Annotated in this window: 17 protein-coding genes; all 17 read left to right on the top strand. The window is 44.7% G+C overall.

Annotated features, from left to right (window positions below; translation table 11 throughout):
* The first annotated feature begins 3 nt into the window (after positions 1-3).
* Positions 4-1092, top strand: a complete 1089-nt coding sequence (locus tag ICL55_RS09180) for a DegT/DnrJ/EryC1/StrS family aminotransferase (RefSeq protein WP_188096280.1) — start codon at positions 4-6, stop codon at positions 1090-1092.
* Positions 1093-1138: 46 nt separating this feature from the next.
* Positions 1139-2197, top strand: coding sequence for a DegT/DnrJ/EryC1/StrS family aminotransferase (locus tag ICL55_RS09175; RefSeq protein ID WP_188096278.1), 1059 nt, complete (start codon positions 1139-1141; stop codon positions 2195-2197).
* Between the two features lie 21 nt (positions 2198-2218).
* A complete protein-coding gene (locus ICL55_RS09170) occupies positions 2219-2458 on the top strand; it encodes an acyl carrier protein (protein ID WP_188096276.1) in 240 nt (79 codons plus the stop codon).
* Positions 2455-3201, top strand: a complete 747-nt coding sequence (locus ICL55_RS09165) for an SDR family NAD(P)-dependent oxidoreductase (RefSeq protein WP_188096274.1) — start codon at positions 2455-2457, stop codon at positions 3199-3201. Before ICL55_RS09170 ends, ICL55_RS09165 begins: the two co-directional genes overlap by 4 nt.
* Entirely contained in the window at positions 3201-4208 is a 1008-nt protein-coding gene (locus ICL55_RS09160; protein ID WP_188096272.1) for a 3-oxoacyl-ACP synthase III family protein, read from the top strand. The genes ICL55_RS09165 and ICL55_RS09160 overlap by 1 nt, the downstream gene beginning before the upstream one ends.
* Entirely contained in the window at positions 4208-5113 is a 906-nt protein-coding gene (locus tag ICL55_RS09155) for an LbetaH domain-containing protein (RefSeq protein ID WP_188096270.1), read from the top strand. The genes ICL55_RS09160 and ICL55_RS09155 overlap by 1 nt, the downstream gene beginning before the upstream one ends.
* Complete coding sequence (locus ICL55_RS09150; protein WP_246496210.1) at positions 5106-6656, top strand: oligosaccharide flippase family protein; 1551 nt, start codon at positions 5106-5108, stop codon at positions 6654-6656. Before ICL55_RS09155 ends, ICL55_RS09150 begins: the two co-directional genes overlap by 8 nt.
* A gap of 27 nt (positions 6657-6683) precedes the next feature.
* Positions 6684-7841, top strand: coding sequence for a glycosyltransferase family 2 protein (locus tag ICL55_RS09145; protein ID WP_188096265.1), 1158 nt, complete (start codon positions 6684-6686; stop codon positions 7839-7841).
* 98 nt (positions 7842-7939) lie between these two features.
* Positions 7940-9052 carry an EpsG family protein gene (locus ICL55_RS09140; protein ID WP_188096263.1) on the top strand — a complete coding sequence of 371 codons (1113 nt, stop codon included), beginning with the start codon at positions 7940-7942 and terminating at the stop codon, positions 9050-9052.
* A complete protein-coding gene (locus ICL55_RS09135; protein ID WP_188096262.1) occupies positions 9049-10173 on the top strand; it encodes a glycosyltransferase family 4 protein in 1125 nt (374 codons plus the stop codon). The genes ICL55_RS09140 and ICL55_RS09135 overlap by 4 nt, the downstream gene beginning before the upstream one ends.
* A gap of 30 nt (positions 10174-10203) precedes the next feature.
* Positions 10204-10938, top strand: a complete 735-nt coding sequence (locus ICL55_RS09130) for a glycosyltransferase family 2 protein (protein WP_188096260.1) — start codon at positions 10204-10206, stop codon at positions 10936-10938.
* Positions 10923-11684 (top strand): glycosyltransferase family 2 protein, encoded by a 762-nt coding sequence (locus ICL55_RS09125; protein WP_188096258.1) that lies wholly within the window; start codon positions 10923-10925, stop codon positions 11682-11684. The genes ICL55_RS09130 and ICL55_RS09125 overlap by 16 nt, the downstream gene beginning before the upstream one ends.
* Positions 11685-12806 carry a UDP-galactopyranose mutase gene (gene glf / locus ICL55_RS09120; protein ID WP_188096256.1) on the top strand — a complete coding sequence of 374 codons (1122 nt, stop codon included), beginning with the start codon at positions 11685-11687 and terminating at the stop codon, positions 12804-12806.
* A 24-nt stretch (positions 12807-12830) separates the two neighbouring features.
* The gene (gene gmd / locus ICL55_RS09115) at positions 12831-13943 is read left to right on the top strand and encodes a GDP-mannose 4,6-dehydratase (protein WP_188096254.1); all 1113 of its coding nucleotides are present in this window, start codon (positions 12831-12833) and stop codon (positions 13941-13943) included.
* 1 nt (position 13944) lies between these two features.
* Positions 13945-14871, top strand: coding sequence for a GDP-L-fucose synthase (gene fcl, locus ICL55_RS09110; protein ID WP_188096252.1), 927 nt, complete (start codon positions 13945-13947; stop codon positions 14869-14871).
* A 290-nt stretch (positions 14872-15161) separates the two neighbouring features.
* The gene (locus tag ICL55_RS09105) at positions 15162-16751 is read left to right on the top strand and encodes a hypothetical protein (protein ID WP_188096250.1); all 1590 of its coding nucleotides are present in this window, start codon (positions 15162-15164) and stop codon (positions 16749-16751) included.
* A gap of 250 nt (positions 16752-17001) precedes the next feature.
* Positions 17002-18906, top strand: a complete 1905-nt coding sequence (locus ICL55_RS09100) for an ABC-F family ATP-binding cassette domain-containing protein (protein ID WP_188096248.1) — start codon at positions 17002-17004, stop codon at positions 18904-18906.
* Position 18907: the final 1 nt, after the last annotated feature.

Raw genomic sequence — 18907 nt, 5'->3', positions numbered from 1 at the left:
AGTATGATTCCCATAGTAAAACCATACTTGCCTCCGCGTGAGGACTTATTGCCTGCTTTGGAAAATATTCTTTATAGTGGCTATATCGCGGAAGGTGAAAAAGTATATGAGTTTGAGCGGACTTTTGCAGACTACGTCGCAAATCCATTTTCATTATCGCTGAATTCCGGCACAGCGGCGCTGCACATCGCATTGATGCTGGCCGGAGTGGGTGAAGGAGATGAGATCATCAGCACGGTGCTCACAGCAGAGCCGACGAATGTGGCTATCAAATTGATGGGAGCCAAAGTGGTGTGGGCAGATGTAGATGCCTCTACCGGATTGCTGGACCCTGCTGATGTTAGGAAAAAAATCACAGAAAAAACAAAAGCAATCATGCTGGTACATTATGCCGGCATGGTAGCTGATCTAACAGCGTTTCAACAGCTTTCAGCTGAATTCAATATTCCCATTATCGAGGATGCAGCCCATGCATTGGGCGCCAAATATAATGGACAGCCACTGGGTGGTATTTCTGACTACACTATTTTTTCGTTGCAGGCTATCAAGCACATGACAACGGTTGATGGCGGATTTCTCTGTGTTAAAAACAAGGAACAGGCCGACCGCGCGAGGCTGCTTCGCTGGTTTGGACTGGATAAAACAAAGCCAAGGCTGGAAAATGACATTACGACGCCAGGATACAAGTATCATATGAACAATGTAAATGCTACTATCGGCCTGGTCCAGATGGGATACGTCCGCGAAATTGTTGGCAAATACATAGAGAATGGAAAGTTCTTTGATCAGGCGTTGCAGCAAACAGCTGGTGTGGAGTTACTACAGTACTATCCTGGTACAGAGCCTTCCTATTGGCTTTATACCATGAAGGTAGACCGTCGTGAAGACTTCATCCGGATGATGGCTGAAAATGGCGTGGCAGCTTCCGAATTACATCTTCGCAATGACCGGCATTCCGTTTTTAATGAGTCGAAAACTGAATTGCCAGTGTTTGATGAGTTCTATAAAAAGATGGTTCACATACCCTGCGGATGGTGGTTAACAGAAGAAGACCGGGAAAGAATTGCCACGGTTATCAAAAAAGGCTGGTAAACTACCACAGTCTGTACGATTTTTAAATTATAAACCATAAGTACCGATGGTCCCCTTGTTTAAGCCGTATATGCCCAATGACCTTTCTTATCTGAATGAAATATTGCATTCAGGTGCGCTGAGTTATGGCAAATGGGGAAAGGAATTTGAAAGTAAACTGGCCAGGTTCCTGGGAAAGGAACAGGTACTGGCTGTTAACTCCTATAATATTGCCGTATTGGTAATTCAGTCTGTTCTGGACTTAAAGCCGGGAGATGAGGTAATCGCTTCCCCGGTGAGCTGCCTGGCTTCTAATCAGCCTTTCCTGACCAAAGGGTTGCACATTGTGTGGGCAGACGTAGATCCCGCAACGGGTACGTTGTCGCCCGATGACGTCAGGAAAAAGATCTCTTCCAAAACTAAAGTGATCATGCATAACCATTTCTGTGGTTATCCTGGCTACATAGATGAAATCAATGCGATCGGAAAAGAACATGGTATTATTGTGATTGACGATTGTATCGAAGCATTCGGCACTGAGTACCAGGGCCAGGTAATGGGAGGTGGTCAAACAGATATTTCCATATTTTCCTTTCAACCGGTAAGGTTGCCTAATACGATAGACGGTGGCGGGATTGTATTCAGGGATAAAGCGTTGTTTGAAAAGGCAAAACTTGTTCGGGACTATGGTATCGACCGGAGAATATTCAGAGATCAGTTTAACGAAATCAGTGCCGCCTGCGATATTTCCATGGAGGGTTATGGCGCACTGATGAGCGATGTAAACGCCTACATTGGAACGTTGCAGATGGACGACCTGCCGGGGCTGTTGGCCAAACAACGCCAAAACGGAGAAAACTGGAAAAATTATTTCAGGGAACATTTTCCGGATACGTCCTTTTTAGGTGATCGGCCCGGCGTTAATCCCAACTATTGGGTGTTTAGTGTGTTAACTAATGACAAGGCCGGAATGCTTAGTCATTTCAGGAGCGAGGGATATTATGCTTCAGGTGTCCATCTTAACAATAATGTTTATTCCGCTTTCGGAGAACAACCTGCATTGAAAGGGGTGAATTCCTTTATGGAAAAGCACCTCGCATTGCCTTGTGGATGGTGGATGAATTGATTAGTAATAAAATAATATATTATGGAAATCACTACTTTTGTTGCAAGCTTTGCCGATCTTTTTGATGAAACACCAAAAAGCGAAATTGGCGAGGGAACAGACTTTAAGCAAATAGAAGAGTGGAGCTCGTTATTGGGACTTGCCACGATTGCTATGGTAGATGAAAACTACGGTGTACGGATTTCCGGAGACGAGATCCGGGAAAGTGGTACGATCACTGACCTGTTTAACCTGGTGAAAAAGAAAGCAGCCGAAAAATGAGTGATCTGTTTTCTTTAAAGGGGAAAAAAATATTGGTTACAGGAGCTTCTTCCGGAATTGGCCGGCAGATTTGTATTTCGTTGGCTGACCAGGGAGCTGTATTGGTCATTTCCGGGAGAAACGAAGACCGGTTGAAACAAACGTTGTCGGTAATGCCAGGCGAGGGCCATACGGCTCAACCTTGTGATCTGACGGATGATGCTGCATTACAGCAAATGGTGTTATCGCTGGATTCCCTTGATGGTGTGGTTTTTTGTGCCGGCGTGATCACTTACCTGCCTGCACAGTTTACTACGCAGGCTAAAATTGCTGATATCTTTAATGTCAATTTCAATAGTCAGATAATATTGGTTCAGCAATTAATGAAAAAGAAGAAGCTGAATAAAAAAGCATCCTTGTTTTTCATTTCTTCTCTGTCTTCTCAGTTGGGAATTCCTGCCACCTTGTTGTACGCCTCGTCCAAAGCTGCGCTGAATGCAGCCGTGAAGGTGTTGGCAGCTGAGCTGGCCCCTCAGAAGATCAGGGTCAATGCCGTTTGTCCGGGAATAGTAAGGACTCCCCTTATAGACGCGGCAAAAGATGTAATGGAGGAGGACAAATTCAACGAAGCGGAAAAAGAGTACCCCCTGGGCTATGGAGCGCCGGAAGATGTGGCCAATACGGCCATATTCTATCTTTCCGATGCAAGTAGATGGGCCACTGGTAATATTATGATTTTAGACGGAGGATATACTTTAAAATAATGAAAGCATATATCAAAGCGATAAGCTATTATCTGCCCGAATTACGTATGACCAACGAATTGTTGGTCAGCGATTTTCCCGAGTGGTCTGTTGAAAAAGTAGCCACAAAGGTTGGTATAGAAGAAAGGCGTATTGCAGGGAAAGATGAGTTTGTGTCTGACATGGCTGTAAAGGCTGGTCAGGCTTTGATGGTTGAATATAATATAGATCCGGGGCAAATAGATTTTGTGTTGTTGTGTACGCAAAGCCCGGATTATGTTTTGCCTACCACCGCTTGTATCGTACAGGATAAGCTGGGCATCCCGACCAATGCCGGAGCAATTGACTTCAATCTTGGTTGCTCTGGGTTTGTATATGGGCTGGCTTTTGCAAAAGGGCTTATTGCGGGGGGAATCGCAAAAAATATTCTGCTGATTACAGCGGAAACTTATTCAAAATATATACATCCGAAAGACAAAGGCAACAGGACCATTTTCGGGGATGCAGCTGCGGCTACCCTCATCTCTACGGAAGGATTCGCTGAAATCATGGATTTTGAACTGGGAACGGACGGTAGCGGAGCCGAAAATCTGATCGTCAGAAATGGTGGTGCCAGACATCCCTATAATCCCGAAAAGGTTGTGTCAATAACTGACGGGGACATTGTTTCTCCCGATTGTTTATATATGAACGGATCGGAGATTTTTAATTTTACCCTGGATGCCGTGCCTAAATTGGTGAAAGCTACATTGGCCAAGAATAATCTGGCTATGGACGACATTTCGCTGTTTGTATTTCATCAGGCGAATCAATATATGTTGAATTTTCTGCGTAAGAAAATCGGTATCAGTGAAGACAAGTTTTACTTGTTCCTGAAAGCGGTAGGTAACACAGTTTCCTCCACTATTCCGATTGCGCTGAAGGAAGCGGTAAATGAAAAAAGACTGGCAGGAGAACAGCAGAAAGTGATATTGGCTGGTTTTGGTGTAGGATACTCCTGGGGTGGTTGTGTTTTAAATTTTGTTTAATGATGTTAACACAGGTAAAACAAGGAGTTGGAAATATTATTGAAGAGGGGGTGGAAATACCTGCCAATGTGACGCTGGGGAACTATAACGTGATCCGGAAAGGGGTAAGGTTTGAGGTCCTCGCTGGTGCAGGACAGTTTCATATTGGTGACTGTAATGTTTTTAATGAGAATGTGAAAGTTCTTATAGGCCCGTCCGGTATCAGCGTCGGCGACTGGAATGTGTTTCACAACAGCATTCTGGTGACCGCGATCGGAGATATACCAACTACTATCGGACATAACTGTTGGTTTGGGCAGAACAGCATCCTGGATGGTAGCGGCGGATTGACCATCGGTCATGGCGTCAGAATCGGGATGTATTCTCAGGTTTGGTCGCATGTGGCCAGTGGAGAACAGCTGGAGGGTTGTCTTTTGCACAGTACCGGCCATACAGTAATTGAGAATGACGTATGGCTTGTTGGCTCCTGTATTGTGGCCTCCGGTGTTACTATCCGGGAGCGTACTATTTGTATGACAACGTCATTCATTCAAAAGAATACGGACGCTCATAGCACCTACTCCGGTAATCCTGCTAAGAAACAGGAAAAATTGAAGTTGTGGTATAAACCAACGATGGCCGAGAAATTGGGAATGATGAAAAAATGGAGCCATGAATTTGTAGGGTTAAATCCGGACATCCGATTGGAAGAAGAAGATGGAATACTGCGGCTTACCAATACATTGGGAGAGGTGGTTATAATTGGTTGTGCTGATACGCTTCCGGAGCTGTCTGCAGGCCAAAGTTATTTTTCTCTGGCAACAAAAAACTACACCAAATCCTTAAGCCAGCTGGAACGAAAGTTTTATAAATATATATACAATAACAAGGCGAGATTCCTTCCGATTAATACCTCCAATGAATAATACACTGACCAAAAATATTATTGCCAATTATATTGGAAAGGTTTGGAGCTTTGTTTCAGTATACATTTTTGTGCCACTTTATATAAAATTATTGGGCATTGAATCTTATGCCGTCATTAATTTTTATGCAGTTATTCTGGCCCTGCTTTTTTTTGCGGACGCTGGGTTGACTGCAACGCTGAACAGGGAGCTGGCGCGAAGTACAGATAAAAAGTATCTGGGCAATCTCCTGTTTACGATGGAACGGATCTATATGATTATTTGCCTGCTTATTATTATTGGCATTTTTCTGTTTTCCAACATCATTGCTACCAACTGGCTGAAATCAACGGTTATCCCACAATCCTCTCTCGCCCTTTACATTGGCCTGATGGGAATCGGTATCTCTTTTCAGTTTTTTTCAACGCTTTACAATGGCGGGTTGATGGGGCTTCAAAAGCAGGTATTGGCCAACGGTCTGCAGATACTTTGGAGCTTTTTTCGTTCCGGTGTGGTATTACTACCATTGTATTTTCTCCCTTCTCTTACTACTTTTTTTGTATGGCAGATACTTGTGAATGGTATTTTTCTGTTGATAACCCGCTTTAAACTCTGGGAGCTGGTCCGCACACAGATGACATACGCTTTTAATTTAGGGCTGATCCGTAACATTTGGAAGTTTGCACTTGGCATGATGGTGATGGGAATGATCGCCGCGCTGAACACGCAGCTGGACAAGTTATTAATCAGTAAGATGCTGTCATTATCTGATTTTGGATATTATTCACTGGCAGCTGTTTTTGCACAATCTCCGGTGATCATCACCACTCCCGTTGCGGTAGCAGTGGTGCCTCAACTAACGCGGTTGATTGCAGAGCATAAACGGGAAGAGCTGGTGAAACTGTTCCAGCGTTTTTCTTTTTTTATTGCCAGTGTAGCAGCGGCCGTCAGTATTGTGCTGTTTCTGTATACCAAAGAAATGCTGTTTATCTGGACACATGACCCGCTGATTGCAAATACCGTAAATGTAACCGCAAAGATCCTTTTAGTTGGCAGTACCTTCCTGGCTTTTCAGTTGATGCCATATTATTTGTCCATCGGAAATGGCTATAATAAAGCGAATATTAAGCTGGGGGTTATTTGCATTATTTGTATCATCCCTTCCTTCATTGTGCTCATTAAGGCATTCGGGTTGCTGGGGGCTGCTATTCCCTGGTTGATCATCAATGTATTGGCTACTTTGGTATTGGGATATGTATTGATCAATAAGTTTTTGGGGGGCGAGTTTGGTACCTGGTTGTTGAAACACACGATTGTTCCTTGTTTGGTCGCTATTGTTGTTGGATACGTGGTATACTACCTCACATTGCCTTTTGCACATGGTTATTATGTGCTGTTATATGGAGCTGTCACGGGCTGTCTGGTTTTACTGCTAAATGTATGGGTACATAATAAGCTGGCCCCGGATGATGTCATCAATCTTCGGCAATTTCTGCCGGGGGCGCGTAGAAAAACTGCCGGTAGCTCCCTGATGAAGGAAGCAGAAGTTCAGGAACAGGAATAATTTTATTAAGTGAAATCAAATATGGAAATGTCACAGTCAGCTGCACCGATATTATCTATCGTTATACCTACAAAAGACAGACCTGAGTGTCTGGTAGTAGTGGTAGATGCGATTTTGGAACTTATTCCGACAACTGACTATGAGATTGTGGTACAGGATAATTCAACCGATGGTAGTATCCTGGCTGCGTACGTAGATAGAAAAAAGGATACGCGTATCAAATATGAATACCACGCAGGCCACTTGTCGGTGTCAGATAATTCTGCCCGTGCTGTTGCAAATGCGCGGGGCAAATACCTCGTATTTATCGGGGATGATGATATCGTGTCGCCTTATGTATGCGAGATCGCGCACTTATTGGACAAACAGGACATTGAAGCACTGATCTATAAGCCGGGTAACTATTATTGGAGTGATGTGCATGTCAGCAATGAGAACTACTATTTCCGCCCCGGAGTGATGCAGATCCCGCAACAGGTTTCCATGCAACTGCAACCACTGGTGCCGGAAGAGCAGCTACAGCATACGCTTGGCCGGGGGACATTGTATATCGGGAACCTGCCCCGCATATATCACGGGATGGTGAAAAAAGAGTTGATGGACCGGATCATGCGGCACACCGGGTCGTATTTTCCTGGTGCATCACCGGATATGGCCAGTAGTATAGCATTGGCTTGTGTAGCAGAGAAAAACTACTATTATGCAAACTATCCTGTAACGGTCACCGGTGTATCTAAAAAGAGCGCCGCAGGAATGGGAATACGCAATGCCCATGTCGGAAAGCTGGAAGATCAGAAATTCCTGCCGCCCGCTACACTGGCAAACTGGAATATTTTTGTTCCAAGAATTTGGACAGGCCCCACTATCTATGCGCAATCGGCGCTGGAGGCGCTGCAACAGTTCGGGAAAACAGGGTTAAGCCTCAATTACAACGAATTGTACGCTTACCTGCTGACATACATTCCGGAAGTGAATACGCATACTTTTAAGGCAATGGCAGCTTACCGGAAGAAAGACCCGCTGTGCATGTGGCGGGTAGGTGCCCACTACGTAAAAAAAATGGGAGGAAAATGGTATGCAGCGCTCCGAAACAGTTGGCGGTTAGACCGACAGATCACGGTAGTTGAAAAAATGGATACGATATATGACTGTATGAATTATCTTAAAAAATACCCCATAGGGTAATTCAAATATATAGTGGGAATATGGTATATCTCTTTATATTTTGCATACTGATTGTTTTTAGCTTTCTGGATATCACTGATATCAACAGAAGCAGTAAAATGATCTTTTTTGTCATCTCCTCCCTCATACTGGTTTTTCTGGCTGGTTTGCGTTTTGAAACAGGAGGAGACTGGCCGGGATATACAATATTTTTTAATGAAGTAGAGCCACTGCCCCAGGTACTTTTCGGAAATGCTCCCGTATTTCAGGAGAGCTATATGGAATGGGGATATAAGATCATCAACGCGGTTGTAAAGTCTATGGGAGGGAACGCCCAGGCGATGTTCTTTATTATTGCCTCCCTTAGCGGGATACTATTATTCGTGTACCTCAAACGTTATCTCAAAAACCCAATTGTGGGGGTGATGATATACTATACCACCATGTTCCTCTCCCTGGATATGATTGCGATACGTCAGGGGATCGCGGTGGTGCTCTTTTTTGGTTCGGTCCGGTATATTTATGAACGTCGGTTCCTGCCATTTCTGCTGATAGTGGTGATTGCGTTTCTATTCCATCGTTCTGTTGTGTTGGTGTTACCGCTTTACTTTTTCCTGCACAGGAAGATGAGCACCAAAGGATACATCGTATGCTTTATCCTTAGCCTGGCAGTCTTTGTCCTGCACATTTCCTGGATGGCTCCGTTGTTGAAGCTGCTGGCAGCCGCCATCGGTGGGGTAAACGGATTGATCCTGGAGGCCTATATCACCAATTCGGTTTATGGAGTGGCCCGTAACCTTTCCGTGGGTACCTGGATCAATATCCTGTTGTTTATACTGTATATCAACAATAAGAGCAAGCTGGAGGAGAAAAAGTATTTTTACTGTTTCTTTAACCTGTTTATGCTGAATATATTCATATATTTCGTGTGTTATGAGTTGATTGAGCTGAGTAATAGGTATCGTTTTTATTTTACTGTTTGTAACCTGGTACTGTTGCCATATATTATTGAGGTGTATCGCGAACCGCTACAAAAGCTGGTGGCATACGCAGGAATTGTTGTTTTTTCGTTTTTGTATGGCCGCATGGTTTTTCTTGAAATGCCAGGCGCAGCTGCCTATAATCCATATCAAAATTATATTATATACAGTGTGTTTGAAAAACGGAGCACAGGCCAGGAGCGTTTGGATAAAAGTGATGAAGCATATATAAACGATCGACAGTCAGAATGAAAAAGATATTATTCATAGGGCATAGGGACATGTTTTTTGGTGCGGAATCTGTACTGTTCCGGATCATATCTCACGCGCTTGGCAACAAGGCGGCAGAGGTCTCTGTTGTGTTGCCCTATGGTCGCAGCAATGGTTTCAGGGAGGCTTTACGTGAAACGGAGAATGTTTCGGTGATACGTTCACCATTCCGGCTCGTGAATCCCCGGGCATTGTTGTCTTTGCTGATTATGCTGTGGAATAACATGGCCTTGTTGCAGTTATGGGTGGTATGTCGGCGTAAACGGATAAATGTTATTTATTCAAATACCTGCATCAATATTATAGGACCGTTACTGGCATGGATACTTAATATTGAGCATATATGGCACTTCCATGAACAGCCAACAGGAGGGAGTTTCCGATGGATTCCTGCTTTTTTGTATCCGCTGTACCGTAAACTGCTAAAACGGAGGCAAAACCTGGTGGTGTTTATTTCCCACCAGCAAAAGGAATTATGGGAGAAGGAATTTGGTATCACTATCCCGCGTAGCGTGGTGATATATACTCCTGCAAGATTCTTGCGGAAGCAGGAAGTTCCGGTCCGCCAGGCAGTTGTCTTTGGGTTTCTTGGCAGCTTTACACGACCCAAAAATATACTGCCATTGATAAATTGTTTCGGGACGCTGCAGCACAAGTACCCGGAAATACCTGCCCGGCTGCATATCATGGGAGGAGGAGAGCAGAAAGGGGAAATTATGCGGACAATACAGGCCCTTGGACTCGATGGGCAAGTGTCGGTTCTCCCTCATTCCAGGGATGTAGATGATTTTTTTGCCGGAATTGATATTTTTGTGCTGCCATCAGATTTCGAGTCATGGGGGCTGGTGGCTATGGAAGCAATGAGTATTGAAATACCAACTATTATAACGAGTAATACTTCCCTGACGGAGATATTGACCCATCGGGAAGATACTGTGTTTATTGACCCTGCCCAACCGGACGAGTTATTAAGAGCAATGGAAGAAATGTTGATTCAACAGGTGTTTCGTGATAATATTGCCAAAAGAGGGTATCAAAAGCTGAAAGCGCTCAATCTGGAAGCAGCATTTGAAAAAGAAGTCAGTAAGCTATTATTGGTATAGCCTGGATATAAATCAGATAAAACATTTTTAATGATCTCAGTATGTTTGGCTTCTTATAATGGAGAAGATCATATTCATGAACAGATTAAATCGATTCTTGATGAGTTGGGGCCGGATGATGAACTGGTGATCTCCGATGATGGATCCACTGACAGTACCATCAGTATTATTGAAGCATTTCATGATCCCAGGATCAGGGTATTGCATCATCAGAACAGTTCGGGAAGACCAACGGAAAATTTTCAGCATGCATTAAAAAATGCCAAAGGGGATTTCATTTTTCTCGCAGACCAGGACGATGTATGGTTACCGGGGAAATGCCGGAAAATGATAGCATTATTACAGCAATATGATCTGGTGGTGAGCAATTCGATTGTGGTGGACGAAAATCTGCAACCCATTCATCCATCTTTCTTTGATTTTCTGGGCTCCGGAAAAGGCATCGTAAAAAATGCTATCAAGAATAGTTACTATGGTTCCTGTATGGCATTCACCAAAAGGGTGCTGCAGCTTTCCCTGCCTTTCCCGGCTTCCAGGGAAATCGGACACGATGTGTGGATTGGACTTGTGGCAGAAGTGGTGGGCAAGGTATTATTCCATGACGAGCCATTAATCCTTTACAGACGGCATAATAGCACTTTTACGCTGGCCGGTATGAATCAGAAAAGCCAACGCAGCTTCGTCGTAAAAGTATGGAGCAGAGTGGTTATGTTGTCAACAATCATAAAATTTCAACTTAATTATAAGCTATGGAAAAAGGGTTAGTCTCAATAATTACTCCGGTGTATAATGCGGCCAGATTTGTGCATGAAACCATTGAATCGGTCATGGCCCAAACTTATCCCAACTGGGAAATGATTATTGTCAATGATGGGTCCAGGGATAATAGTGAGGAGATAATTTTACGATATCAGGAAAAGGACAAACGGATTAAATATATTTCTCAGCCGAATGGAGGCTCAGCCGCTGCAAGAAATAACGGATTACGCAGGGCCAACGGACAATACATAGCACTGCTTGACGCGGACGATATCTGGCTACCCAACTTCCTGGAAAGTCAGATTAAACTGATGAAAGAAAAAAATGCACATCTGGTATATTCTTCCCATAAACGGATCAATGAACAATCAGAACCCTGCATGCCTGATTTTCTGGTGCCGGAAAAAGTGGATTACAACAGTTTGCTGAAAACTTGCTCTATCAGCTGTTGCACCGGTCTGTATGATGCTGAACCATACGGGAAGGTGTATTTGCGGGAAGAGCTGGGCAGCCTGAGAGACGATTATGTGTATTGGTTGGAAATTATTAAGAAAGTGGGCGTTGCTTATGGAAACAAGGAACTGATCGCCAGCCTCAGAATATTGGGCAGTTCAGTAACGGCTAATAAAAAGAAGATGATCAAACCACAATTCCTGGTGTATTACAAGGTGGAAAAACTGGGCCTGATCAAAAGTCTGTATTATCTGAGCCATTGGGCATTTAATGGATATAAAAAGTATAAAGTAAATTAAATGGAATACGATTACCTCATAGTTGGAGCCGGTCTTTTCGGGTCTGTTTTTGCATACGAAGCCAACAAAGCCGGTAAAAAATGCCTGGTTATTGATAAAAGAGCACATGCAGGTGGAAATATTTACTGTGAAAATGTAAATGACATCAATGTGCACAAATATGGAGCACATATTTTCCACACCAGCAATAAGGATATCTGGGATTATGTCAATCAGTTTGCTGAATTCAACAGGTATACTAACTCACCGGTCGCCAATTACCATGGAGAGCTGTATAATCTGCCATTTAACATGAATACGTTTTACCAGCTATGGGGCGTAAAAACACCGGCAGAGGCTCAGGCTAAAATAAAGACACAGGTAGATAAGCTGGGAATTACGGAGCCGACCAACCTGGAAGAGCAGGCATTATCGCTGGTAGGTGAAGATATCTATCATAAACTGATCAAAGGATATACGGAAAAACAATGGGGCCGGCCTGCAAAAGAATTGCCGGCATTTATCATTAAAAGACTGCCTTTGCGTTTTACGTTTGATAACAATTATTTCGATGATAAATATCAGGGCATACCGGTTGGTGGTTATAATAAGATCATCGACAAAATGCTGGATGGTATCGAAGTGAGATTGAATACGGATTACTTTGGCCAGAAAGATTATTTTGATGGACTGGCGACCAAAATAGTCTATACCGGTATGATTGATCAATTTTACCAATACAGATTCGGAAAGCTGGAATACAGAAGCCTTCGTTTTGAACATGAACATCTGCCCGTTTCAAATTATCAGGGAAACGCAGTGGTGAACTACACTGACGCAGAGACACCCTTTACGCGGATTATTGAGCACAAGCACTTTGAATTTGGGTCCCAACCGGAAACTGTTATTACGAGGGAATATCCCAACGAATGGACGGATAAGGAAGAACCATATTATCCGATAAATGATACCCGGAACACGGAGGTGTATCAGCAATATAAAGAGCTGGCTGCTTCGGAAAAGAACGTTATTTTTGGCGGACGGTTGGCTGAATATAAATATTATGATATGCATCATGTGATTGCACATGCGCTTAAAAAGGTAAGGACTGAGCTCAATTTAGCTATCAATGTAAATGCCTAATATATATCCTATAAAAAACACAATATGAAAGTTGCGCTAATTACAGGCATTACCGGTCAGGACGGTGCTTACCTGGCAGATTTACTCCTCAAGAAGGGGTATCAGGTGCATGGGCTAAAACGCCGCTCATCTTTGTTTAATACTGACAGAATTGATCATCTATACCAGGACCCGCATGAGAAGCATGTTCAACTGAAACTTCACTATGGCGACCTGACTGATAGTACAAATCTTATCCGCATTATCCAGGAAGTACAACCCGACGAGATCTACAACCTGGGTGCGATGAGCCACGTACAAGTGAGTTTTGAAGCTCCCGAATACACTGCCGATGTGGACGGTGTAGGAACATTACGTATCCTGGAAGCAGTGCGATTGCTGGGATTGACGCAGAAAACAAGAATATACCAGGCTTCTACGTCTGAGTTATATGGTCTTGTACAGGAGGTGCCGCAATCGGAAAAAACACCGTTCTACCCGCGCTCACCCTATGCAGTGGCAAAAATGTATGCCTTCTGGATCACGGTCAACTACAGAGAAGCATATAATATGTTTGCCTGTAACGGAATTTTGTTCAATCACGAAAGTCCATTAAGAGGTGAAACTTTTGTGACGAGAAAAATTACCAGAGCGGTTGCTAAACTCTCTTTGGGATTACAGGACAAACTCTATATGGGGAATCTGGATGCTAAAAGGGATTGGGGACATGCAAAAGATTATGTGGAGGCCATGTGGCTGATTCTGCAACAGGAGAAACCAGAGGATTTTGTTATTGCTACGGGCATTACTACGACAGTAAGAGACTTTATCAGGATGGCTTTTGCAGAGGTGGGTGTTGAACTCGAATTTAAGGGAGAAGGTATAAACGAGCGGGGATATGTGAAAACCAATAGTAACGCCGAGTGCCCATTAAAGCCTGGCCAGGAAGTGGTGGCCATCGATCCTCGTTATTTCCGTCCGACTGAGGTAGACCTGCTCATTGGGGATCCTACCAAAGCTCAATCCAAGCTTAGCTGGAAACCAAAATATGACCTGCCTGCACTGGTAAAAGAAATGGTAGCTGCAGACGTGGAGCTTTTCCAGAGAGAGAAGCTGCTGAAGGATGCGGGCTACAAAGTATTAAACCAATTTGAGTAGTATGAACCACCAGGACAAGATATATGTGGCAGGGCACCGCGGAATGGTCGGTTCCGCCATCGTAAGGCGATTGCAGAAAGCCGGATTGACCAATATTGTGACCCGTACATCCGGTGAACTGGATTTGCGTGATCAGCCGGCGGTAGCGGCGTTTTTCAAAAATGAAAAGCCCGATTACGTCTTTCTGGCCGCAGCCAAAGTGGGGGGTATCATGGCCAACAATACCTACCGCGGACAGTTCATTTATGAGAACCTGATGATCCAGAACAATGTGATCCATCATGCTCATCTGAACGGAGCGAAGAAACTGATGTTCCTGGGCTCCTCCTGTATTTATCCCAAAATGGCGCCTCAGCCATTAAAGGAGGAATATCTGCTTACCGGACTACTGGAGCCTACCAATGAACCATACGCCATTGCTAAAATTGCAGGGATAGAGATGTGTGATGCTTACCGCGCACAATACGGCAGTAACTTCATCTCCGTAATGCCTACTAACCTGTATGGCCCTAATGATAACTATGATTTGAACAACTCCCATGTATTGCCGGCGATGTTGCGTAAAATGCATGAGGCGAAGAAAAACAACCAGCCGGAAGTCGTTTTGTGGGGCACCGGCACGCCTAAACGGGAGTTTCTGCACGCAGATGATATGGCTGACGCCTGTTTCTACCTGATGCAAAATTATAGTGAAAAAGGCCTCGTAAATATAGGGGTGGGAGAAGACATCAGCATCAGGGAACTGGCGGAACTGATACAACGGATTGTTGGTTATGAAGGCCAGTTAACTTTTGATACCAGCAAACCAGACGGTACACCACGAAAACTGATGGATGTGGCCAAGTTACATAGCTATGGCTGGAAGGCCACCATCAACCTGGAAGAAGGTATCCGCAGTGTCTATGAAGAAGTGAAACACACACTTTAAGATACTGATATCCCCAAAAAGATAAACAAGACATTAAAAAATGTTACTGAGAAACTAAAATCCGCTTCTCAAACACATTATTTGTAGTATTTTCGATTGCCCGTCGGCGTTATTCCGCGGGCAATCACCCTTTTCTTTCGATTGATCCCGCCGCTGTCGCCACAATTTATTGAAAATAGTATCTTTGCGTTTCGTGGAAACCTGCCATCATACTTTGTCAGGTCATTGTGAAGATGTTTGTGAATACCTGATTCCGTGAATTAATAAATTTTAGAACCAAACAAAAATTAATGAAGCATCTCGTTTGGGTAGCGGCAATTCTATTGCTTGCCCGTGCAGCCAATGCACAGGAAAAATTACCGGTTATTCTTCCGTATAACCATATGAATATACGGGAACTCTACCTTGACTCCGCCAATCACCACACGGCCTTTAAACCCATCCTGCATGTGGATACCAGCGCGATGTACACACAAGAGGACCCTGTAAAGCGTAGCCTGCTTTACCGTAAGCTGTTCCAGGAGCACTTACTGGAATTCAGAAATAAAGAATACAACGTCTTTATAGACTTCCTGCCCGACTTCCAGATCGGTAAAAGCCGGGAAGGCAGCAGAACAAACTGGCTGAATACCCGCGGAGCTATCATTCAGGCCAACATCGGGACCAAGTTTTATTTTGAATCCTCCTTTTATGAGAACCAGGGTAAATTTCCCTATTATCTCGACCAGTATATCCGTAAAAATGATATTGTTCCCGGTCAGGGAGGTATCAAGGATTACAGCGAAGGCAAGGCTTTTGACTATAACTACGCCAATGCCTTATTATCCTACACGCCCAACAAATACCTGAATGTCACTGCGGGGTATGGGCAAAATTTCATCGGAGATGGTTACCGCTCTCTGATTCTTTCTGATATCCAGTTCAGCTATCCCTATCTCCGGTTAACCGGCAACCTGGGCAGTGTACAATATACTGCCATGTGGGCCCAGTTTATGGATAAGCATAGCAAAGACTTTGCGTCCGCTTATAACGACCTCGGCTACTATAAAAAATGGGGCGTTTTCCATTTCCTCGACTGGAATGTCAACAAACGGCTGACTATCGGCCTCTTTGATGCAGTGATCTGGCCTGATGCCGATTCTTCCGGCCGTAAACGTGGCTTCGACTGGAGCTATATGAACCCGATCATTTTCCTCCGTTCCGCCGAGTTCTCCGAAGGCTCCTCCGATAACGCCCTGGTAGGCGCCAATTTCAAATACAAACTGCTTCCTAAAACAACCGTCTACGGCCAGCTGGTACTGGATGAATTCAAACTGAAAGAGGTATTTGGCGGAAAAGGCTGGTGGGCCAACAAACAGAGCTGGCAGCTGGGCTTCCGCTCCTTCGACCTGTTTAAGGTGAAAAACCTGGACCTGCAGGGAGAATATAATGCGGTGAGACCTTACACTTACAGCTACCGGAGCACACTCATCAACTATGAGCATTATAACCAATCACTGGCACACCCATTGGGCGCCAACTTCCAGGAAGTGTTGGGTATTGCTACCTACCGCTATAAACGCTGGTATGGCCGCGGAGAGCTCATGTACGCCAAATACGGCGACGATCCGGATGAAAAAACCAACTTCGGCCACGATATCTCCAAGCCCTACACCACTCACCCTAACGAATACGGTAACTGGATAGGGCAGGGTATTAAAACGAATATGCTCTATGCTCAGGGAACTGTAGCCTTCATCCTGAACCCGAAATACAACTTACGGGTGGAAGCTTCCCTGGCAGCACGCCGGCTCAAAAATGACATCACCGGTTCCAAAACCGACCTGATCTTCAACTTTGGCCTCCGTAGCTCCTTCAGACAGTTCTATTACGATTTTTAAAATAAGTAAGTGCTAAAAACACGCAAGCCCTTCCGCTTCACGCGCAAGGGCTTTTTATTTTTCGCAAAAGAGGGGCAAGGATAATGGACAAAGGCCGAAATAAAACGAACAACAAAAATCGTTATCATTAGGTGTAGGATTATCCGTCCGGCTATCCATTCCTATACTGAATATACGAAAAAAATCATAATATCAAATACATAATTCCGGATTTGGGGGAGTTTTCCTGAATATGTATAACTTCGCAGTTATGCATTACGTTACAGTAGAAGGGCTCACTAAATCATACGGCGTTAAGCCTTTATTCCGGAATATCTCTTTTCACATCGAAGAAGGCGATAAAATAGCGCTGGTGGCGCTCAATGGAACTGGTAAATCCACCCTGCTCAAGATTATCCTGGGCAAAGAAGCTCCCGATGAAGGAAAAGTATGGATACACAAGGATGTGACCGTTGTAATGCTGGAACAGCAGTCCAACTTCGACCCCGCCAAATCCGTGATCGAGAATATCTTCGATCATGATAATCCCACACTGAACGCTATCAAGGAATATGAGCTGCTGACCGAAGAAGGCCACGAGCCGGACGTGGAAAAACTCACCGCCGCGTTTGCCCGCATGGATGAGCTGAACGCCTGGCACTTTGATGCCAAAGTGAAACAGATCCTCGGTAAACTCAATATACACCACCTCGATCAACCGGTAGGCTCCCTTTCCGGCGGACAACAAAAACGTGTGGCCCTGGCTAAAGTTCTGATAGACATCGGCTTCGAACATAAACACGTGCTGCTCATCATGGACGAACCCACCAACCACCTCGATGTGGGCATGATCGAATGGCTGGAAAACTACCTCGATCAGGAACGGGTAACCCTCCTGCTGGTAACGCACGACCGCTACTTCCTCGATAGTGTCTGCAATGAAATCATGGAACTGGACCAGGAACAGCTCTTTGTATACAAGGGTGACTACGAAAACTACCTCGAACGGAAAGCCTCCCGGGAGGAAATGGACCGGTCCAGTGTGGAAAAAGCCCGCAATACCTACCGGAAAGAACTGGAATGGATGCGTAAGCAACCCAAGGCCCGTACCACCAAATCCAAGGCCCGCCAGGACGCTTTTTATGAAGTGAAAGAAAAGGCCTCCACCAGAATAGCGGACCAGCAACTGGAGCTGAATGTGAAAATGACCCGCCTCGGTGGCAAAATCCTCGAGCTGAAAAAGGTTTACAAAGCATATGGCGACCTGAAAATCCTCAAAGGGTTTGACTATACTTTTAAAAAAGGAGATCGTATAGGCGTAGTCGGTAAAAATGGCGTGGGGAAATCCACTTTCCTGAACATGCTGCTCGGCACGGAACAACCGGATTCCGGTAAAATCAACGTCGGAGAGACCATCGTGTTTGGTAACTATTCCCAAACGGGACTGGTAGTGAAAGAAGATATGCGGGTGATCGAGTTTGTGAAAAACATCGCTGAAAACTTCCCGCTGGCCGACGGCACCAAAGTGAGCGCCGCCCAATTCCTGGAACTCTTCCTGTTCCCCGCGGAAAAACAATACACCTATATCTCCAAACTCAGTGGAGGTGAGAAAAGGAGACTGCACCTGCTGTCAATCCTCTTCCGTAATCCCAACTTCCTGGTACTCGATGAGCCTACCAACGACCTGGACCTGCCTACGCTCAGTATTCTGGAGAATTTCCTGCTGGAGTACCAGGGCTGCGTGATCATCGTCAGCCACGATCGTTACTTCATGGATAAACTGGTGGAACACCTCTTTGTATTTGAAGGCGACGGCGTAGTACGCGACTATCCCGGCAACTACACCCAGTACAGAGAATGGCAGAAGGAAGAGGACAAACGCAAAACGGAAGAGAAAAAGGAGGCCAAAGCAGAAGCTATTCAGGCACCTGCTGCCACCCCAACGGAAGGTGCAGGCGCCCGCAAAATGACCTTCAAGGAAAAACGGGAGTTTGAAAATCTCGAAAAAGAGATGGAATCCCTCGAAGAAGAGAAAAAAGCCATTGAGGCCAAACTGGCCGGCGGTACACTGCCCTACGAAGAAATGGAACCGCTCACCCACCGGATAGGAGAGGTGATACAGCTGTTGGATGAAAAGGGCATGCGATGGCTGGAGTTAAGTGAACTGAATGGATAAT

The organism is Chitinophaga varians (assembly GCF_014529945.1).
In the GTDB taxonomy this organism is placed as follows: domain Bacteria; phylum Bacteroidota; class Bacteroidia; order Chitinophagales; family Chitinophagaceae; genus Chitinophaga; species Chitinophaga varians.
This window is presented reverse-complemented; position numbering and strand designations above follow the sequence as displayed.